This window comes from Pedobacter nyackensis (assembly GCF_032678475.1).
GTDB lineage: Bacteria > Bacteroidota > Bacteroidia > Sphingobacteriales > Sphingobacteriaceae > Pedobacter > Pedobacter nyackensis_A.
In genome coordinates this window covers 521580-542859 of record NZ_JAVTSF010000002.1, presented here as the reverse complement: position 1 = coordinate 542859, position 21280 = coordinate 521580, and the positions used below count along the sequence as shown (strand labels likewise).

Sequence of the window (21280 nt, the reverse complement as noted above, 5' to 3'; positions counted from 1 at the left end):
TATGAGAGAACTTGTCTTTGCGACCAATAACCAACATAAAACACAGGAAGTACGTAACCTGTTGTTAAACGAATATAGCGTATTAAACCTAAATGATATTGGTTGTACAACTGATATCCCGGAGACTGCTGATACCTTTGCCGGAAATGCTACTTTAAAAAGCAGGTATGTTGCGGATCATTATCAAATGGACTGTTTTGCCGATGATAGCGGACTGGAAATAGAAGCATTAAATCAGGAGCCAGGTATTTTTTCAGCCCGGTATTCGGGGGTTAAAGATGACCTGGAAAATCTAAAGCTGGTACTTCGTAAAATGGAAGGGCAGTCAAACAGGAAAGCACGGTTTAGGACAGTGATCTCCTTGATCAGAGGTGGAGAGGTCTTTCTTTTTGAAGGTATTGTGAATGGTACGATCAGGGAAACACCCACAGGTGAAAAAGGGTTTGGATACGATCCGATCTTTGAGCCGGAAGGGTATGACCATACGTTCGCTGAAATGAGTATGGAGCAAAAGAATCAGATTAGTCACAGGGCCCTGGCCATGAACAAGCTGATTACTTTTTTAAAGGAACGGCCTTAAGCGTATCCGATTCTTTCTTTTTAACAGTATCTGCTTTAACATCCTTTTCTTTTTGTACCGGAGGAACAACTGGTTTAATCACCGTTTTTTGATTAGTTGTGTCTTTAGGCACAGCCGCTGGTTTGGTGTTGCCAGGTACTTTGGTTGTGGAAGCAGGTTTAGTTGTAGCCGGAGCTTTAGTCGCACCTTTAACAGCCGTTCCTTTACCTGGTGTAGCGGCCTTTTTTGCAGCAGGCTTAGCCTGCACTCGTCCATTAATAACCTCTTTTTTAGAACGTGGCCTTAATTCAGGTTTCCAGATAAAACCAGTCAAAAATACATCTTCTTTTAATTCGGGAACGGGAGTCCTTACCCCTTCGGGCTCTTTGATCGTCACAATCCTTGCAATCTCCTTATTCTTAAACAGAATCTTTATCCGGCTGCTTACGGTCTGGTTCATATCTGTATAAACCTTTTTGTCATTCTGGTTGAAGTAAATACTCTCCGCGTTTCCGTCGACAAACATATTTTCAAGTTTTCCTTCGTTAAAAAAGGCCGTAATGAGGCGTCCCTTTATCTGATTGTATTTGGCGGAGTCAGCATTCACATTAACCAGGAATGCATTTTGAATTACCTGTAATGTTCTTAGTTTCTTGTTTTTCAGCTGTAAGTAAATCGTGTCACCTGTTTGCTGAGAACCCTCAGCCCAAAGAATAGGATTGCGGTACCAACGTAGTGTTGAATCTGCCGCAGTGTAAAACAAAGAATCTGCTTTGGCCTGCATATTGGCCTTGTGTACCCTTACATTATGGTAAGCTTTGATGATCCTTGTGCGTACTGTATCTTCCGGATTAGAAGGAATGGAATCTTTAAGGGCAGATTGTTTTCCTTGTATCTTTCCGTTTAGCAGCTTAGTACCCGGAGCTGCTGCTTTTATTTTATCTGTAACAGCTTTCCCTTTTAAACTGGTGTCTGCTTTCGCTAAAGGCGTAACAGTTTTCAATACTTTCGAAATACTGTCTTTTCCCTTCTTTACTACAGAATCTGCTTTCGCTGTTAATATTGAATCTTTTAAAATGGGGACTGCCTTCTTAAGGAGGTTCAGGCTGTCTTTTGCCACGCTATCTCGTAATAAACTATCATTGCCCAGCGTGATTTTATCGCCTATCAATGGCTTTTTTGGTGCCTCCTTTTCTGCTTTAGCATTCTTTTTGTCAATCCTACCCTGTTTTTTAGGTGATATGGTCTCTTCAGTTGCTTTAGCTTTTGGTTTTGTTGTACTAATCTTTTTCTCTGGCGTTTCCTCGTCTGCTTCCCCAAGTTCGTTATCCTTTTTAATGACAGGGGAGGAAATCAGTGTCAGTGATTTTTTAAGTACCATCTGCGTTTCCAGGGTATCAGCCCCCATCCAAAGACTGTCGGGTTGTAATTTATCATTAACTTTTATAGAATCTGCCGTACCCAATCCAATGTATGGGTTCCTGGTAACCAGGGTTCGCTCATCTTTTTTATAATAAAAACCCAGATGACCATACATTACTGTTTTATCGGTCGTGTCTTTGAAAACAATATTCCTCACCGCTTTTCCGTAACCCGCAATGCCGTCATAATATAAACTATCTCCCTTAAGAGATTTTGCACCCATCGTATACAGATTTTTCTTCCCAAAATAAGCATACTGAGTTTTTGTGTTATAAGCACCATCTTCTGTATACAGGTTGTCGTCTTTACCTTTTATGTTAGTAGGTCCATAGAAATAAGACCAGTTAGTTAAAGTGTTGTAACGTAAGGTGTCTGATGTAATCACACTTTCAGGCGTAACCACTTTTACATCGTAGCGGAAATATGCATCTCTTGAATTAGAGAAATAGTAACCATTTTTACTGGTTATAGTAGCGTCTTTACCCACAATTTTTCCACCAGTGATGTAGGTTCCTATTTTGGTGGCCATGTTATAGTCCAGAATATTGGTCGTCAATACCGACTGGTTGTCAACCATCCTTACGTTCTCTGTTAAGTGGGCAATTTTGGTATTGCCATTGTAATTTAAACGGGTGGAATAAATGTTGATGGTATCACCTTGATTAATATGTACATTGTTATACGCATCAAAAACATTCTCATTTATATAAAGAACGGCACTGTCACAAGTAAGGATCGAGTTTTCGTGTACAAAAACGGGATTCTTTAAATAAGAGATGTTCTTTTTTGCGTCAACGTTAGTTGCTGTCCAGCTTCTAACAACAATTTTTGTCTTCTGCTGCGCTAACACAGAGCAAGAACATAATAATAAGAATAAGAAATAGCGTAATATCTGCACGTTACAAAGTTAGTTTTATAATTTGTTTTTTTAAAGGTTATGAAGCCATCATGCATTTTTATTCATTATTTTTGAGACCATGTTACCCCTGCAAAATTTTAAGACCTACATCAATCAATATGCTCTTTTCACGGAGAGGGATAAAATCCTTCTGGCAGTAAGTGGGGGTAAGGATTCTGTTTTAATGGCGCACTTATTTAAACTCTCGGGATTTGATTTTGGTATAGCCCATTGCAATTTTAATTTAAGGGCAGATGAGTCGCAAAGAGATGAAACTTTTGTGAAAATGCTGGCGTCGACTTTAGATGTGCCCTTTTATGTTACCCATTTTAAGACCAAAGAGTTTGCTGCAACACATAAGGTATCTACTCAAATGGCCGCGAGAACGCTTCGTTATGAATGGTTTGAAAAAATTAGATTGCGAGAACAATATGATTATATTGCACTGGCACAACATCAGGATGACGCTGTAGAAACTGTTTTGTTAAATTTAACCAGGGGGACTGGTATTGCGGGGCTGCACGGCATTTTGCCTAAACGAGATAAACTCATTCGCCCGTTGTTGTTTCTTTCAGCTGCCGATATTGCTGGCTTGATTCATAAAGAGCATATAGAGTATGTAGAAGATAGTTCCAATCTGAGTACCAATTACGCACGGAATAAAATAAGGCTAAACGTGATCCCTTATCTCAAAGAGATCAACCCCAACCTCGACGAAACCTTCCGGCATAACATTCAAAGGTTTGCAGATACGGAACTTGTTTTGCAGCAGGTGGTGGCAACATTAAAGGAAAAGATAGTTAAAGAAAGGCAAGGTAAGTTTTACTTGTCAATAAAGGACATAAAGGAATTAAGTCCCAGGCATCTGTTGCTTTTTGAACTGCTCAGACCTTTCGGTTTTCTGGAACCGGTAGTAGCTGAGTTGTTGGAAGGGTTGGATAAACAAAGTGGCACTACTTTTTTTAGCGTTTCCCATCGGGTTATTGTCGATCGGGAACAATTAATTATTGACTCGGTTGCCGATCAGGCTAGCGCTGTGAAAAATGTACTGATCCATCCTGATCTGGAGGCTGTAGAATTCCTGGGAAGCCGGATTACCATAACGCAATCCGCGGATCTTAATTTTAAAAAGAACAGCAGTATGGCTTATGTTGATGCAGATAAACTTATTTTTCCGCTGATATTGAGAAGCTGGCAACATGGGGATAAATTTAAGCCTATAGGAATGAACAGCTATAAAAAACTGAGTGATTTTTTTATCGATGAGAAAGTACCCCTTAGTGAAAAAAATAAGATTCCGGTTCTGATAAATGGAAATGGAGAACTGATCTGGATTGCAGGTTGGAGGCAGGATAACAGGTATAAGCTGACCGAAAATACGCGACATGTAACAATTTTTGAATTACGTAATCTACATATTACAATTACTAAACAATCTTAAACGGGGCAGAAGGCATGGCGCAATTAAAAAACCTGTAACTTTATTGAAAAATACACACACATGGGAAACCGATACGCTTTTTTTGAGAAACAATACATTGGCCGCGATTATATAAGAATATGTATCAGGCTGGTGATGGCGGCATTTTGTTTTGCAGCCTATGTTTATGAACGTGATCGTGACAATACCCAGGATCTGTTTCTGGTGGTCGGCTTTGGCATCATTGGGGTATCTATTTTACTGTTATTTCTTATTCAATATAAAACGATAATAGACCAGAAGAAAATCATTATTGATGGACTATGGTCGGCCAAAAAGGTAGTTATAGACTTAAATTCAATAGTTAAAGTCAGAAAAGATACTTACAGTAATTATTTGTTCAATAATCCTGTATACAACTTGCACCGCAAAGGAAGTATAAGGTTTTATTCATCTGGTAAGGACGCAATCGTACTTACAGATCGCGATGGATTGGAGTATTATATTGGTACACAAAGACCAAATGAGATGTATTTGGTTATTCAGGAAGAAATGAAGAGTTAGTTAAATAATTGCAATTGTTTAACACAAAAGACGGTTTAAGTGCTGTACTTTGCAGCGTTAAATAATTTCAATGAAACCGTCGTGAGCATAGCGATTACAAAAGCGTGCGTATGCTCATGATAGCTTCATAAACTAAATTGTTTTTATGAAAATAGGTATTGTTTGTTACCCGACTTTTGGCGGAAGTGGCGTTGTAGCTACCGAGCTTGGAAAAGCGCTCGCCGATGAAGGTCATCAGGTACATTTTATCACATACAGTCAGCCGGCCCGTCTGGATTTCTTCTCAGCGAACCTGTTTTATCACGAAGTATCTGTAAGAGATTATCCATTGTTTGATTATGCACCCTACGAATCTGCTTTGGCCAGTAAACTTGTAGATGTAGTGCGTTTTGAGAAACTGGATATCCTCCATGTACACTATGCAATTCCGCATGCTTCCGCTGCCTTTATGGCAAAACAGATTCTGGAGACTTATGGTATTCATATCCCCTTTGTAACCACCCTGCACGGAACAGACATTACACTAGTAGGAAAGGACCCTACCTATAAACCCGTAGTTACTTTCTCTATCAATAAATCTGATGGCGTAACTACCGTATCAGAGAGTTTAAAGAAAGATACGGAAGAGCATTTTGAAATCAGTAACGAGATCAAAGTGATTCCTAACTTTATTGACTTCAGCCGTTTCAGCTTAAAACCTAAAGACCATTTTAAAAAGGCGATTGCGCCAAATAATGAACGTATCCTAATTCATACGTCTAATTTTAGAAAGGTAAAACGTACTTCCGATGTTATCCGCATATTCCAGAAAATACAGGAAAGAATTCCATCTAAACTACTGATGGTAGGTGATGGACCGGAACGTGCTTATGATGAACAATTGTGCAGAGACCTGGGCATTTGTGAGCATGTACGTTTCCTGGGTAAACAGGATGCCGTAGAAGAGATCTTATCTGTTTCCGACTTGTTTCTGATGCCTTCTGAATCTGAAAGTTTTGGCTTAGCAGCATTAGAAGCGATGGCCTGTAAAGTTCCTGCCATTACCTCAAACTCAGGAGGTCTGCCGGAATTAAATATCGACGGCTTTTCTGGCTTTATGAGTAATGTAGGCGATGTAGAAGATATGGCAAATAAGGCTATACAGATTTTGGAAAATGATGAGATGCTACAACAATTCAAAGAAAATGCATTCGCAAGGGCGCAGGATTTTGATTTAAAGAGAATTCTTCCTGATTATGTAGCTTATTACAATAAGGTTATCAGAGAAGCAGCAGGAAATTAATCTTGTATCAGTTTTTTTCTTACTTTAGCTTAAGACCAGATACTTAAAACTATTGTGAGAAAAGAAGAAAACCTGAACGAAAGGGAACTTTTATACGAAGTATCCAACGGGAATGTTGCGGCATTTTCTAAACTTTTTAAGTTGCATTGGGTTCATCTCTTTAATTACTTAAAGAAAACTACGAAATCTGCGGAAATAGCAGAGGATCTTGTCGCAGATGTATTTTTGAAAATATGGATCAATAGGGGATCTCTGATAGATGTTCGTCATTTCGATGCATTTTTAATGACCACGGCCAAAAATAAGGCAATGGATTTTTTTAGAACCAGCGCTAAAAATATGAAGCTTCAGGAAGTGCTTTCTGAAAAGATGGAGGAGAATGTGGAGAAGAGCGCAGATCATTTGTTGCTCGATAAAGAAACAAAAGCAATTTTGGAACAGGCTGTTCAGCAATTGTCAAGTCAACGAAGAATGGTTTTTGTGTTGAGCAAAGAAGAAGGCTTGTCGCACAAGGAAATAGCAGAAAGAATGAACCTTTCCCATCAAACGGTTAAAAATACACTCAATGCGGCCTTAAAATCTATTAAGGAATATTTGAAAGATAATAAAACAGACCTCTTTGTATCATGGGTAATTATTGTGAACTACCTGAGGTAACCCCTGAAAATTAAATATTTTCATTTTTTTAAACACAGATTAGTACGATTTGGTTTCAGCTACGTCATGTAGTTGTAAGCGTCATATTATGCCTGTAAATCTAGTCCGGTTAAAACAACTGTTTCATAAATACATTGATCATTCTTTAGAAAAAGAAGAGTTGATTGAATTTCTGGATTTGATCACCAAAGCAGAAAATGCTGCATTTGCGGATGTGGAATTAGCCGCATTATGGTCGAAGTACGATGTTTCTCGCATCGTTGATCAGGAAGAACTTGAGGAACGGATACTAACCAGGATCACCGGTCTTAACCGAATCAAAACAAACACCCCATTTTTTAAACGTAAAATTGGCCGGCAGCTATCTGTTGCTGCAACAACAATCATTGTCACATTCGCTGCATTCAGTATTTACTATTTTGGATATAAGCAAAATGTTAATTCAATTTCCACATCAACGGTTGATGTAGGTCCTGGAAAGTCAGGGGCTATTTTGACGCTGAGTAATGGAAAGAAAATAGTTTTAGACAGCTTGAACGAAGGTCTTGTGAGTACTCAAAATGGCGCCAGTATTGTGCTCAAGCAAAATGAAGTTGTTTATGATTCCTCAGTCGAAGCACAGGAAGAGGTTACTTACAATACAATTACTATTCCCCGCGGCCGACAGTTCCGCCTGGTGCTCGCTGATGGGACTAAAGTATGGCTAAATTCTGCTTCTTCATTAAAATACCCGACTGTTTTTACCGGCAAAAAGAGGAATGTTGAGATTAGCGGAGAGGCTTATTTTGAGGTAGCAAAAAATGTAAATATGCCTTTTAATGTGAAAATAAATAATCAGACTGCTGTTGAAGTTTTGGGAACGTCTTTTAACATATCGGCTTATGCCGACGAAGAAACGATATACACTACTTTGCTGGAAGGAAAAGTACGTTTGCTTCAACAGCATATAGCCGGTGAAAATAGTAAACGTGAGGCGATCTTAGCGCCGGGTGAACAGGCGCAGGTATTAGCTGCTGAAATACAAAAGGGAAGTATAAAAGTAATTCAGACTGATGTTGAACAGGTGATGGCCTGGAAAAATGGGCTGTTCAATTTCAATGAAAAGAAATTAAAAGAAGTCATGAACCAGCTTAGCCGTTGGTACGATATAGATGTGGTGTATGAAGAAGGTGTGCCTGATATTGAATTCTGGGGAGAGATGAGCCGTAGTTTAAATTTATCTCAGGTATTACACTTATTGAAAAAAACAGGCGTCAACTTTAAAATCGAGAAAGACAGAAAATTATCGGTATTGCCGTAAACATTAGTTTCAAAACCAAACAACCAAAATAAATCAAATCAAATCAAAATAAACCTAAAAATAAAAAAGCAAATAAAGGCTGGTGTACAAGCGGTTGCTTGCCAGATGGGAAAAAACAATAGTTGGCCGCATTAAAAAAACCGCTATGGATTGGCCTCCATAGCGGCTAAAAGTTGGGTCAATCATACCTTAAGTTGAGTAAACTTTAAAATTTCTTTAACCAAACCAATCGTAAAATTATGAAAAATAAATTTATACGCAATCGGGCGCAGTGGTTTTTCTCTGCGCAGGGTCTAATGTTTGTATTGAATTGTGTCCACCGATTGTTGTTAGATGTTAAAATCAAGTTTGATCGCAGTCTTGAACCTGCTTTTGAACCGCTGGGTAACTATAGAACTATCTTAAACACAATGAAATTCACCACACTCATTCTTTTTTTAGGATTTGTTAATGTCCAGGCAAACAGTCGCGCACAAACTGTCACGCTTTCGGGAAGTAATATGAGTCTGAAGCATGTTTTTACACAGGTAAAAAAACAGACGGGATATGTCGTATTCACCAATAAAAAATTGTTGGATCAGGCAAAGCCGGTCACGTTGAATGTGTACAATATGCCCATCCGCGATTTTTTAAATGTTACCCTAAAAAATCAGTCCATTTTATACGAAATCACGCACAATACAATTTCACTCAGCAAGGAGCCGGGGTTGCCGGAAGCAGGTAACGGTAATCGTAGTGATTTAACTATTGTTAAGGATACTGTGGTTTACGGCTCTGTAAGAGATTCTATTGGTAACCCTTTAGTCGCGGCATCTGTTACCATTAAAGGAAAAGCGAACCGTGGTACATCAACAGACCGGGGCGGGAGATTTCAGATTGTAACCACCTCTCCTAATGATGTACTGGTTGTTACTTATACGGGTTATAAAACTATTGAGGAACCCATACGAAACAGGGAACGAATAGATGTTGTCCTCAGGGAAGATGAGAATATGTTGGATATGGTAACGGTGGCCTTTGGTGTGCAGAAGAAACTGAGTGTAATTGGCGCCGTTAGTGACATTAAACCAGCTGAGTTAAAACTACCCGTTAGAAGTTTAACCACCGCAATTGGAGGTAGAGTCCCTGGTGTGGTTAGTGTACAACGCAGCGGGGAACCTGGAACGGATAATACTGATATCTGGATCAGAGGGATTTCAACATTGAGTGCCGGCAGAAGTATGCCGCTTATTTTGGTAGACGGTGTTCCTCGTTCTTTTTCGAATCTTGATCCGGAAGATATAGAGAGTTTTTCCATTCTGAAAGATGCGGCCGCAACAGCATTGTACGGCGTACGCGGGGCCAATGGTGTGGTGGTGATCACTACCAAAAGTGGAAAAGCCGGCAAGACAAATTTTAATGTCCGCTATAACGAAGGGATTACCACATTTGTAGACAGGCCAAAATTGGTAGGTGGTGTGGAGTTTATGCACCTTGTAAATGAAGCTTTAACTACAGATGGTAAAGAGCCTAAGTATTCGCCGGAAATTATAGAAAAGACAAGAGATGGATCGGATCCTTATCTATACCCTAATGTAAGCTGGTTTGATGAGATTTTTAAAGACAATGGGAATGTAAGGAGTTTTAATGCAAATATTTCAGGAGGTGGAGATCGTTCTACTTTTTATGTAGGCTTAGGATACTTTGAAGAGGCAGGTTTATATAAGACAGATGAGCTGGCGAAATATGATTTCAATACCAAATCAAAACGCTATAACCTGACTTCTAATATGGAATTTAAGGTCACCAATTCAACGGAGGTTAAATTGGGGATACAGGGATTCTTGTTTAATGTGAACTATCCGGGCGTTAGTCAGACCGATTTGTTTTCAGCAGCTTATCAGCGTATACCAGTCGATTTTCCGGTAAAATATCCTGGAGGCGAGATCGCCGATAGAGCACCATCATGGCTGTCAAATCCATATGCTTTACTTACCCAAACCGGATATTCTAATCAGTGGGAGAATAGACTGATGTCTAACCTCCGGATTACCCAGGATCTTTCAAGCCTGGTAAAAGGGTTGAAAGCAACAGGAATGTACTCTTTTGATGCTTTTAATTTTTATAAAGCAAATAGGCGGAAATCCCCTGATACCTATATCGCTACCGGAAGAGATGCCAATGGTGAACTTATTTTATCGCAATCGTTTATAGGCAGCCGCTTTTTAAATTACAACAAAGAAAACTCTGGATCCAGACAATTTTATGGTGAGGTGGCGCTTAATTACTCCAGAAATTTTGGAGATCATGATGTAACGGGCTTGCTGCTTTATAATCAGAGCGACAATATCAACACCCAGGCTTCAGACCTGATTACATCATTGCCTTATCGTTTTGTTGGTTATGCCGGCAGGACTACTTATGCATACAAATCAAAATACCTGCTTGAAGGAAACTTTGGATACAATGGCTCGGAAAATTTTGCACCCGATAAGCAATACGGCTTTTTCCCTTCCGTAGGACTTGGATGGGTAGCATCCGAAGAAGGGTTTTTCAAGTCCATCAAGAAAGTTGTCAATTTTATGAAAATAAGAGCAACCTATGGTCTTGTGGGTAATAGCGATCTGGGAGGAAGACGCTTTGCATATATTGCGACGGTAAATGATGGCGTTCCAGGTTATAATTTTGGCAGTACCTCAAACAATAGTTTTGGAGGTAAAGCAGAAGGTGATATCGCGGTAAATGTTGGCTGGGAGACTTCAAGAAAAGCTAATCTGGGGATTGAACTCAAGTTCCTTGGTGAAAAACTAAGTCTACAAACTGACGTCTTTAAAGAGGAACGGGATGGTATATTTTTAGCCAGATCAGGCATCCCTGCTTACGTAGGAATTAATCAGGATCCTTATGGAAATGTGGGTAAAGTGAACAATAAAGGTTTTGAAAGTCAGCTTGCCTACAACGATCGTTTTGGGAAGCTGGATGTTCAGCTTTTTGGAAACTTTAGTTTCAACAGGAATGAAGTGATTGAGAACGACAGGCCGGCACCGTTTCCATGGCAGGGAACTAAGGGCAGGAGGGGAGACCAGCAATTCGGCTACATCTCCTTAGGACTGTTTGAAAGCTATGAAGAAATAGCCAATTCTGCTCAACAACCTGGGATTGTCCGTCCTGGAGACATTAAGTTTAAAGATATGAATGGTGATGGGAAAATTAACGATCAGGATATTTCCGCAATTGGTTATGGTCAGATCCCGGAAATTATGTACGGTTTCGGTTTTACCTTAAATTATAACGCATTCTCTTTATCCACCTTATTTCAAGGCGCAGGAAATGTGAATGCTATAGTGAGCGGAGAGGCTGTATTACCATTTTCTAACAACATTACCAATGGTACAATGTTGGCCAACATCTGGGATCGGTGGTCTCTGGAAAATCCTAATCCTAATGCATTTTATCCAAGATTATCTGAGGGCCGGATTAATTCAAATTTTGAGCCCAGTACTTTCTGGATGAAGGATGTAAGCTATGTCCGTCTCAAGACCTTAATGCTTGCTTATAATCTACCTAAAAAGTGGATAGAAAGTATCAAGGTAAAAGGAGCCAATATCTTTTTCTCGGGGGTCAATTTATTCACGATAAGCTCATTTAAGCTATGGGATGTTGAAAAGGGAAATGGAAGAGGTGACTCTTATCCAAACTTAAGGACCTATAGTGTAGGTTTTAATGTAAACTTTTAAGCCAAAGAAAATGAAATTTAATACATATACGCTATACTTTACATTAGTGGCCATGATTACGTTATCTGGCTGCAGAAAGGATTTTCTGAACCAGGTTCCAGATGATCGTTTAACACTTGACCTGGTTTTTCAAAATCAACAATACTCAGAAGAATTTCTGGCAAATGTTTACAGTAATATTCGGGATGAAGCACATCGGAAAGATGCAGTGCCCTTTGACGGATTGTCGGATGATTTTGATATTCCATACCCAGAAAGTCCCATTTATGTCATCAATCAGGGAAATTGGACTGCTGGATCAGGTTATTATGAATATTGGGATCATTATTATAAGGGAATTAGAAGTGCAACCTATTTTATGGAAAACATAGGTAAGAACCAGGCTATCCTTCAAACTAATAATGGCGCGGCACTAATTAAACAATACACAGCTGAGGCTCGATTTTTAAGGGCATTCTTTTATTTCAACCTTTTAAGGCAGTATGGCCCCTGTGTTTTACTGGGTGACAAACTTATTCCAACCGATTTGTCGAAAGATAACGAAATGATGCAACTCCCGAGGAGTTCTTATGATGAATGTGTAGCTTACATCAGCGCCGAACTGGATGCAGCAGCTGCGGATCTTCCCTTATATCCTAAACAACAAAATATAAGGGATTATGGCAGGGCAACTAAAGCCATGTGTATGGCGGTGAAGAGTAGAATGTTACTATATGCTGCAAGTCCTCAGTTTAATGGGAACACAGATTATGCTACATTAAAGAATCTTGATGGTAAACAGCTTATCAGTCAGCAGTACAATAAAGAAAAATGGAAATTAGCGTCAGATGCAGCGAAGGCGATAATAGATTTAGATGTTTTTTCTTTATATAAAGTCTACAATGGCGCTGCAATAGATCCTTTCCAGTCATGCCGGGATGTGATGTTGGAGCCCTGGAACACAGAAGTGATCCTGGCGAGGAATAATAATTCATCAAGTACTTATGAGAAACATGGGGCTCCCAGATCCATAAATGGTTGGCCAAGCAATAGCATTACACAATCTTTGGTAGATGAATTTGAAATGGCAAATGGTTTGGGGAAAGATGAATCTGGATCAGGTTATAGCGAAACTGGCTTTTCATCGGTGGATGGCAAGTATACCAGAGCAGGTACATTTAATATGTACGTAAATAGAGAACCTCGCTTTTACGTAAACGTTGGTTATTGTGGTAGCATCTGGCCTTATGTAGGGGAAGGTGAAAAAGTGATGGAATTTTATTATACCGGAACTTCAGGAAAACTGGGAGCCCGGGATATTCCAAAATACGGTTACATATCGTATAAAAATGTACACCCAAACAGCAATGTTCGTCTAGGACAATATGTTTCAAGACCATATATATTGTACAGGTATGCTGAAGTCTTGCTGAACTATGTTGAAGCCCTAAATGAATATACGCCAGGGCATGCCGACATCGCAAAATATTTAAATATGATTCGGGAACGTGCTGGTTTACCTAACGTTGCTCCCGGACTTGATCAGGCTGGCATGCGAAAAAAAATACATCATGAAAGACGGATAGAACTGGCAGTCGAAAATCTGAGATATTTCGATATTCGGAGGTGGAAAATTGCCCGACAAGTAAATTCCGGACTAATGTATGGAATGAATATGGACGGTGGTACACATCTACAGGATCCCAATTTCTTTAAGAGGACTGTATTAAGTAACAGGATCTATTTTAATAATTTCGATCTTTTTCCGATACCTCAGTCGGAAATCGACAGAGATAAAAATATCGTTCAAAATCCAGGTTGGTAGTACCTAAAATCAAACAACATGAAATCATATTATATTTTAATAGCCTATCTGGCTTTATTTACCTGTGGCTGTAAGCCACAGCTTGGGATAGAGAACTCCGATACATATACCCAGATATATATGCCACAGGCTGTAAATAATCCAATTGAAAGTACATTCTTTTTCTCTGATGATATAGATACGCTGATTTATGGAGCTAATTTTGGCGGTCCAGCTAACAATGATTACGATATCGGTGTTCAGTTTAAAGTAGATCCCGCATTGGTTGCTCCATATAATACAAAAACAGGAAGCGATTTTCAACTGTTGCCGGCTGATGTTTATGAAATGGAAACACCTAGTTCAGTCATTTTAAAAGGGAGTGTAACTACCGGGCCATTGGTGATCAAAATAAAAACTAATAAAATCCCGGGCGTCCGTAAATACTTGCTACCTGTTACTTTGTCTTCAGGTAATAATCCTTATAAAATCAATAATGATTTAAAAACGGCTTATTTTGTGGTTAGTGCTACTTATGAAACCAATCCATTTACGATTATGGATAAGACAGCATGGAGCCTTGTAGATGTGTCGGATGAAGAAACTGTTGGTGAAGGGCCAAACAATGGAAGAGCTATTTTCGCTATTGACGCCAGCAGTGATACTTACTGGCACACGGTTTATAGACCAGTAGCACTGCCACCACCACACTGGCTTGAAGTAGATACAAAGACTGCACACCTGTTCCATGGATTTAAAATCAAAGGAAGGTCTGATGCCGATAGCGGAAATCCAAGTAATATCACTGTCGAGCTTAGCGACGACGGGCAAACCTGGGTAAATGCAGGAGAGTTCACTTTAGCCAATAAATTAGAAAATTCCATTTATCTGCCCGAGTTTAAAACAGCCCGCTATTTTAAGCTAACCATAACCGCTACACATGGCAATAAAGCGTTCTCTTATTTGTCGGATATAGCCGCTTTCTAAATTTTAGCGTCCATGCCCTATTGCATAATCAGTATGCTTATGGTATGGGCGTTTTTAACCAAAACACCAGAAATGAAATCTAAAATTATAGTTATTCTGCTCATTTTGCTGAGCATTAAGGCTATCGGCCAGCCTAAAAAGACTGATTTAGCCTTAATCCCCATGCCCAATTTAATCAAGTATCATCCCGGTAATTTTGTGCTGAACCCTAAAACAACAATATATGTTGAAGGCAAAACGGCTGAAGTCGCAACTTTTTTAATCACCTATATCAAAACGCATAAGAAATATCTGAATGTCATTCCTCTGACTAAAGGAAGTGTTTCAAAAGGCCAGAAAAATAGCATTGTGATACAGGAATCCAAATCGGGTGAAATGCCTACCGAAGCCTACAAGATAAATGTTAAGCCCGATCAAATTACCCTTAGTGGAAATGGCCCCGGTTTACTTTATGGTATCAATACCCTTTTACAGCTATTGCCGGATGCACAATCCTTGGGGTATAAAATTCCCTGCCTGGATATTGATGATCAGCCAAGGTTTGGCTATCGAGGTTTAATGCTTGATGTAGCCCGACATTTTTATTCGGTGGAGAACGTTAAAAACCTGTTAGACCTGATGGCATTTTATAAACTGAATACTTTTCACTGGCATTTGGTAGACGATCAGGGCTGGCGTATTGAAATTAAAAAATACCCTAAACTGACCAATGTTGGCGCTTTCAGGTCGGATCTTTTCCTGAGTTTTAACCGGGATCAGCTGGATGGAAATACTTATGGAGGTTTTTATACTCAGGATGAAATCAGAGACGTTGTAAAATATGCGGCGCAAAGACACATTACCATTGTTCCGGAAATTGAAATGCCGGGACATAGTTTTGCTGCATTGCGCGCTTATCCGGAATTTAAAGTGCAGATGCCTCAAGATTCAAAAGATCCCAATGCCTATCATTACTTGTATAATCCATCACCAGAAACTTTCCGGTTTCTGGAAAATGTGTTGACCGAAGTAGCGGCTTTATTTCCGGGTAAATATATTCACATTGGCGGCGATGAAGCTTATTTGTTGCCTTGGGAAGAGTCGAAATTTACCCAGGATCTGATCAAAGAAAAGAACTTAAAAGATTTACACGGTTTACAGAGCTATTTTATTCAACGTATAGAACAGTTTTTAAATACCAAAGGAAAGAGTATTATTGGCTGGGACGAAATACTGGATGGAGGCCTGGCGCCAAATGCAACTGTAATGAGCTGGAGAGGGGAAGAGGGAGGGATAAGTTCTGCACGTGAAAAACATAATGTGATTATGACACCCAGTACAAATGGTCTCTATTTCGATTATAGCCATAGCGGATCGGCGCAGGAGCCAGTTAATATCGGTTACAACTCACCATTAAGGAAAACTTATGCCTACGATCCTGTACCGTCAGTCCTAAGTCCTGAAGAGCGGAAGTACATTATCGGTGTGCAGGCCAATCTGTGGACTGAGTTTATTGCTACACCTGCCAGGGTTCAGTACATGTTGTTTCCAAGGATGTTTGCCCTTTCAGAGATCGCCTGGACAAATCCGATGCTAAAGGACTTTGATCGTTTTACTCGCATTGCTGTCCCGACACATCTGAATGCCTTTGAGCGGAAAGGTATCAATTTCCGGGTGCCGGATGCAGTGGAACCGGTAGATACGGTAATGATTGGCGATCGTTTTACCATTACTTTAAATCCTCCCTTGCCCGGGAGTAAGATCTTTTATACCATTAATGGAAGAATTCCTACCGAGGTAGATATGGAATATACTGGTCCTATCACTTTTCAGGTGCCGCTAAATGAAAGCAGGGAGTTACGGTCTGTTGTGATAACCGCGGGTGGAAAGCGAAGTATAGCCAGCAAAACAGTGATGTACAATCGTCCGTATTCGGCAGCTGCTAAGGTCGCGAATGTAGAAAGTGGCTTGAATTATAAATTGGTAAAGGGAGCTTTTAAAGAAGCGAAACAACTGGATACTGCAAAAGTTGTTGCAAATGGGGTAGTCACAGATTTTTCCTTGGCAAAACTAAAAAGACAGGATGATGAACCATTTGGTGTTGTCTATGAAGGATTTGTTAAAGCCGAAGAAGCCGGAACTTATACTTTCACCTTAACATCAGACGATGGGTCAATACTTTTTATTGATGATGAGCTGGTTGTGAACAATGATTTTGAGCATGGTTCTATCCAAAAGAGTGGTATGATTCCGCTTGCTAAAGGATTGCACAAAATTAAATTAAAGTATTTTGACCTTGGCGGTGCCAGTGTATTGAGGTTGTCCATGCGCCGTAACAATCAAACCGAAAACACAAGAACTAGTCAATTGCTCTTTCATTCAAAAGAAGAATAGCAGCACTATGGTTAATATAAACTTTTAAAAATAATAGGGTTAGGATTATCGGATTGGCGCAAATACCAGGCACACGGGTGAGCCCAATTCGATCCTTTTACCGGTATCCTTTAAGGTGCCGGTTTTTTTATTGCGTTCAAAAATCACCACGTTATCGGTGTATTGATGACCAACCAATAAATATTTCCCGCTAGGATCAATAACGAAATTTCTAGGACCTCTGCCTAAAGTACTGATGCGTGATACGAAGGTAAGTTTACCGTTGGGTTGTATGGCAAATGCAGAAATAGTATTGGCATCGCCACGATTGGTTTCATACAAAAATTTGCCGTCAGGAGAGATGTGTATATCTGCTGCGTCAACTTTTCCTGTAAAGTCTTTATCTGTAGTTGCAATTTCCTGAATCTTGCTCAGGTTGCCAGCTTTATAAGCAAAGGTCGTAATGCTGCCATTAAACTCGTGTGCCAGGTAGGCGAACTTGCCGTTCGGACTAAAGGTCAGATGCCTCGGGCCACTTCCTGCTGTAGTTTTAACAACGGTCTTTATGCTTAAAACCTGCTCTTTTGCATCTGGATTGTAGTTATAGATATAAATCTGGTCTTCACCAAGATCGGTACAAACCACATACTTTCCGTCTGGCGTAAACTGAACCTGGTGTGCATGAGCACTTTCCTGTCTTTTCAGCGGATCGATACTTTTCCCATTATGCTGTAACAGTTGTTTTAACGGAGTTAAAGCGCCGTTAGCTTCGATTCCAAAAACAGAAATGCTACCACCTCCATAATTGGCCGAGAAAGCATGTTTTTCATCGGCAAGTACAAAGCAGGGACCTGGACTGCCAGTTGCCTCTTTGTTTAGAAAACTCAGCTCACCTTTTAAACCGTTGAAGCTAAACGCCGCAACTGCGCTATTGTCCGATCCCCCGGCAACGGAGTATACAAACTTATTATTTTTGCTGACAGCTACATAGCTGGGATTGGTAATCGCTTTGGCAACACCTTTAAGATTAAACTCAGCAGTGTTGACGTCAAAGTTATAGGTGTAAATCCCCTCGCTTTTACCCGGACTGGTGTAAGTCCCAATTATTAAATTGTAATCCTTTTTTTGTGCAAAGCTCTGCATTGTAAAAAGTGTAAGTAATAAAAGCGAGGGAATTTTTTTCATTATATTTTTTATTTAATCAGGTGCTTGATCTGAATCAGTTCATGCTCTTCCAGGTAACGCCATCTTCCACGAGGAAGATCTTTTTTAGTTAAGTTACCATAAACAACACGGTCTAGCTTCACTACATCGTATCCCAAATGCTCGAAAATGCGGCGTACAATCCTGTTTTTCCCACTGTGGATTTGTATGCCAACTTCACGTTTCGAACCTCCGGTAACGTAAGATACAGAATCTGGTTTAATAATACCATCTTCAAGTTCCAAACCGAACTGAATTTTATTCAGGTCGCCTTGACTTAAGCTTTTGCTAAGTTCAACGTGATAGATTTTAGTGATGCCATTTTTTGGGTGAGAAAGCTTATCAGCTAGATCTCCATCATTGGTCATCAGCAATAAACCAGTCGTATTACGATCTAATCTTCCAACCGGATAGATACGCTCTCTACTTGCTTTCTCTACCAATTGCATTACTGTACGACGCTCCTGAGGATCATCTGTAGTTGTGATGTAATCCTTAGGTTTGTTTAACAATACATAAACTTTCTTTTCACGCTTTAGCAACTCGCCATTGTAACGAACCTGGTCGTTCGCCGGGTCAATTTTATGACCTAATTCAGAAACGACTTCACCATTTACAGAAACCACACCTGCAGCAATAAGTTCATCGGCTTTACGACGTGAGCAGATACCTGCATTAGAAATATATCTGTTTAAGCGGATTAGTCCATCATCTTTCTGAACAGAAGTGTTTTTTCTGCTGCGCATGGTTGGCGCCTTTTCAGGTCCTGCCCATGTGTTGTTGCGATCCTGGCGAGCTGTACGGTCTGAGCGTTCCGAACGATCAAAAGAACGTTCCGGACGTGTACCAGCGCCTTTGAATCCAGTTTTACCATCACCATCTTCTCTTTTTCTGAAAGGTCTGCTATCAGTACTTCTTGAAGATTGACTTTTCTTATCATCAAATTTCCGGAAAGGTTTATCACCTCCTGTACTAAAGTTGTCTTTCTTTATATAACTACGTTTGCTTTCTCCGTAAGGAGTTTCTTTTGAACCACCCTCTTTGCTGAAAGAACGTGGTTTAAAATCTCTGCTGTCGTTGTCTCTGTTGCCGGGTTTGAAATCCCTTGAACCTGTGCTTCTCGAACCGAAGCCTTTATTATCGCCGTCTCTTCCTTCTCTTGGTCTGAAATCGCTACCCGAACTTCTAGGTCTGAATTCTTTCGAATCATTTTCGCCCCTTGGTCTGAAGCTTTTAAAATCACCGTCTTTCCCAACTCTTGGCTTGAAATCTCTTCTATCTCCTTCTCTCGGTTTAAAGTCTCTGCTGTCCCCGTCTCTTGGCGTTTTTGGCTTAAAGTCTTTAGCACCACCAAACTTACTGTCTCTTCCTTCTTTATCGTCAAACTTGCTTTTTCCCTTGTATGAAGACTCTGCTCCACTTGGTCTTCTGCCTGTTGTGCTTCGGTTTCCCGGTTTGGACTTGTCATCCCGACTGTTCCTGTTGTTGTTTTTTATCATGATACGCTTTTATCCGCATAATTTATGCGGGCGACAAAATTACGTAAAATTGGTGAAGATAACAATTTTTACTGTGTTTTTAGCTCATTAACAAATATATAGCATTTAAAACTCCTTTCTGGTTATAAAGTTGCTGGCTTAAAGTTTATGGTTTTGCGTGTCTTTTTTTGGAATAATTTTATCTAAATTATTGCTAAACGACCGGTAAAATACAGGGTAAGGCAACCCTAAGGATAAGGTATGCCAACCGTAGAGTTATTCAGGCTTTTAGCACGCTTTTGCCAGAAATTATACAGCCTTATGATGTAACTGTCTTATCCGGATATTACTTGTCGATTTAGGCTAACTCGAACTGGTTCGATACTAGTTATTCCTGATTTTGATTGTTTAGTAGGAAACTTGTTCCTGAAATCATTTGATGTTTGGAATTACTTTCCTGAAATTGCTTGTTTTGCTTCGATTATTGTTGCCGAATTTCTGTCTGAAAGTCGCTAACCATACATTCGTTTTGAACTGAAATTGTTGGCTACCCCTGAAGTCCCGTGGTCTGGTATAGTCGGGTAAAATGGTACTTTTTAGCAGTTTTACAATCGCCCTTTAAAGTTGTTTAAACATTGATTTTAGCGCTTTGTTTTGTAATTAGTTGATAATTAGGTTAGTATGTTGTACCTTTGCAGGCGTTTTAAAATTGTTAACCAAAAAAAGGAGGAAAATGATAAAGAAACACATAATAACATGTACGGTAATTATTGGATTACTGGTTATGGCAAAAGTGTTTGCTTACAACATGCCCCAAGCAGCGAATAGTATTACAAAAAAAGAAGAATTAACAAGTACAGATACACTAACATTTAACATAACGAAGCCTCTGTCTCTCATGGCCCAGTTAAATTTTGCAGATGAGACATTGCCGATTGGAGATGTCAAAGTAGAGCGGAAAATGAAAAAGACGCTTGCTGCACATTATTTCAGTAATTTACAAACCAACAAGCTGCACAGAAAGGCGGCGGAATGGTTTCCGATTATCGAACCGATCCTTGCCGCCTATGGCATTCCCGAAGATTTTAAATATATGCCTTTGGTGGAATCAGGATTACATGGTGGGACATCGCCTAAGGGCGCAGCCGGTTTTTGGCAATTTATGCCCGGAACTGCCCGCATGTATGGTTTAAAAGTTAACGGTAGTGTTGATGAGCGTAAGAACTTACGTAAATCCACTGTTGCAGCCGCTAAGTATATCAAAGAACTTTACGGTATTTTTGATAGCTGGACTTTGGTTGCAGCGGCTTATAATGTTGGTGATAACCACATGAAGCGCCAGATTAACAAACAAAATCAGGACAATTATTTCAAGCTGAAATTAAATAACGAAACCGGTGGTTACGTCTACAAATTGATTTCTATGAAACAAATCATGGAAGATCCATCTCGTTATGGGTATACAGCTCCAAGGGAACTGTTGGCATATAACGCAGAAAAAGCTGAAGCTAAAACTTCAGAATAAAATAGATATTCGCAAATTGAATACTGTTTTATAGAGTTCGATGATGTGCGCAAGACGTTCGTCCTATTTCTCTACAGCAATCTTTTCAAAGGCCCTGTAGCTAATATAGTCAAATCCCTGGTATTTGCATGGTG

The 21280-nt window shown here is 39.8% G+C and carries 14 protein-coding genes; 11 read left to right on the top strand and 3 right to left on the bottom strand.

The features are described from left to right. Position 1 precedes the first annotated feature (1 nt). A complete protein-coding gene (locus R2Q84_RS09855; RefSeq protein ID WP_316816362.1) occupies positions 2–580 on the top strand; it encodes a non-canonical purine NTP diphosphatase in 579 nt (192 codons plus the stop codon). Here R2Q84_RS09855 and R2Q84_RS09850 read toward each other — a convergent pair. Next, positions 555–2831 carry an OstA-like protein gene (locus R2Q84_RS09850; protein ID WP_316816361.1) on the bottom strand — a complete coding sequence of 759 codons (2277 nt, stop codon included), beginning with the start codon at positions 2829–2831 and terminating at the stop codon, positions 555–557. The two genes, R2Q84_RS09855 and R2Q84_RS09850, sit on opposite strands and share 26 nt — an antisense overlap. A gap of 127 nt (positions 2832–2958) precedes the next feature. On the opposite strand from R2Q84_RS09850, the gene tilS reads away from it, so the two are divergent. From tilS to R2Q84_RS09805, 9 genes are all read left to right on the top strand, one after another. After that, positions 2959–4320, top strand: a complete 1362-nt coding sequence (tilS, locus tag R2Q84_RS09845; RefSeq protein ID WP_316816360.1) for a tRNA lysidine(34) synthetase TilS — start codon at positions 2959–2961, stop codon at positions 4318–4320. Positions 4321–4380: 60 nt separating this feature from the next. Continuing rightward, on the top strand, positions 4381–4863 hold the full coding sequence (locus tag R2Q84_RS09840) for a hypothetical protein (RefSeq protein WP_316816359.1): 483 nt from the start codon (positions 4381–4383) through the stop codon (positions 4861–4863). 145 nt (positions 4864–5008) lie between these two features. Next, complete coding sequence (bshA, locus tag R2Q84_RS09835; protein WP_316816358.1) at positions 5009–6145, top strand: N-acetyl-alpha-D-glucosaminyl L-malate synthase BshA; 1137 nt, start codon at positions 5009–5011, stop codon at positions 6143–6145. 54 nt (positions 6146–6199) lie between these two features. After that, positions 6200–6802 (top strand): RNA polymerase sigma-70 factor, encoded by a 603-nt coding sequence (locus tag R2Q84_RS09830; RefSeq protein WP_316816357.1) that lies wholly within the window; start codon positions 6200–6202, stop codon positions 6800–6802. Positions 6803–6890: 88 nt separating this feature from the next. Beyond that, entirely contained in the window at positions 6891–8102 is a 1212-nt protein-coding gene (locus R2Q84_RS09825; RefSeq protein WP_316816356.1) for a FecR family protein, read from the top strand. A 239-nt stretch (positions 8103–8341) separates the two neighbouring features. Then, positions 8342–11818: a TonB-dependent receptor gene (locus R2Q84_RS09820; RefSeq protein WP_316816355.1), complete on the top strand. Its 3477-nt coding sequence runs from the start codon at positions 8342–8344 to the stop codon at positions 11816–11818. Positions 11819–11828: 10 nt separating this feature from the next. After that, positions 11829–13622, top strand: a complete 1794-nt coding sequence (locus R2Q84_RS09815; RefSeq protein ID WP_316816354.1) for a RagB/SusD family nutrient uptake outer membrane protein — start codon at positions 11829–11831, stop codon at positions 13620–13622. 18 nt (positions 13623–13640) lie between these two features. Then, complete coding sequence (locus R2Q84_RS09810; protein ID WP_316816353.1) at positions 13641–14588, top strand: BT_3987 domain-containing protein; 948 nt, start codon at positions 13641–13643, stop codon at positions 14586–14588. A 72-nt stretch (positions 14589–14660) separates the two neighbouring features. After that, complete coding sequence (locus R2Q84_RS09805) at positions 14661–16961, top strand: family 20 glycosylhydrolase (RefSeq protein ID WP_316816352.1); 2301 nt, start codon at positions 14661–14663, stop codon at positions 16959–16961. A 45-nt stretch (positions 16962–17006) separates the two neighbouring features. Here R2Q84_RS09805 and R2Q84_RS09800 read toward each other — a convergent pair whose 3' ends face one another. Further along, positions 17007–18125, bottom strand: a complete 1119-nt coding sequence (locus tag R2Q84_RS09800) for a lactonase family protein (RefSeq protein WP_316816351.1) — start codon at positions 18123–18125, stop codon at positions 17007–17009. Positions 18126–18133: 8 nt separating this feature from the next. After that, entirely contained in the window at positions 18134–19642 is a 1509-nt protein-coding gene (locus R2Q84_RS09795; RefSeq protein WP_316816350.1) for a pseudouridine synthase, read from the bottom strand. Between the two features lie 712 nt (positions 19643–20354). Between R2Q84_RS09795 and R2Q84_RS09790 the strand changes: the two genes are divergently transcribed. Then, complete coding sequence (locus R2Q84_RS09790; protein WP_316816349.1) at positions 20355–21146, top strand: lytic transglycosylase domain-containing protein; 792 nt, start codon at positions 20355–20357, stop codon at positions 21144–21146. Positions 21147–21280: the final 134 nt, after the last annotated feature.

Coding starts and splice junctions, on each gene's coding strand:
- R2Q84_RS09855 (WP_316816362.1), top strand. CDS start 2: ATGAGAGAACTTGTCTTTGCGACCAATAACCAACATAAAACACAGGAA.
- tilS (WP_316816360.1), top strand. CDS start 2,959: ATGTTACCCCTGCAAAATTTTAAGACCTACATCAATCAATATGCTCTT.
- R2Q84_RS09840 (WP_316816359.1), top strand. CDS start 4,381: ATGGGAAACCGATACGCTTTTTTTGAGAAACAATACATTGGCCGCGAT.
- bshA (WP_316816358.1), top strand. CDS start 5,009: ATGAAAATAGGTATTGTTTGTTACCCGACTTTTGGCGGAAGTGGCGTT.
- R2Q84_RS09825 (WP_316816356.1), top strand. CDS start 6,891: ATGCCTGTAAATCTAGTCCGGTTAAAACAACTGTTTCATAAATACATT.
- R2Q84_RS09820 (WP_316816355.1), top strand. CDS start 8,342: ATGAAAAATAAATTTATACGCAATCGGGCGCAGTGGTTTTTCTCTGCG.
- R2Q84_RS09815 (WP_316816354.1), top strand. CDS start 11,829: ATGAAATTTAATACATATACGCTATACTTTACATTAGTGGCCATGATT.
- R2Q84_RS09810 (WP_316816353.1), top strand. CDS start 13,641: ATGAAATCATATTATATTTTAATAGCCTATCTGGCTTTATTTACCTGT.
- R2Q84_RS09805 (WP_316816352.1), top strand. CDS start 14,661: ATGAAATCTAAAATTATAGTTATTCTGCTCATTTTGCTGAGCATTAAG.
- R2Q84_RS09800 (WP_316816351.1), bottom strand. CDS start 18,125: ATGAAAAAAATTCCCTCGCTTTTATTACTTACACTTTTTACAATGCAG.
- R2Q84_RS09795 (WP_316816350.1), bottom strand. CDS start 19,642: ATGATAAAAAACAACAACAGGAACAGTCGGGATGACAAGTCCAAACCG.
- R2Q84_RS09790 (WP_316816349.1), top strand. CDS start 20,355: ATGATAAAGAAACACATAATAACATGTACGGTAATTATTGGATTACTG.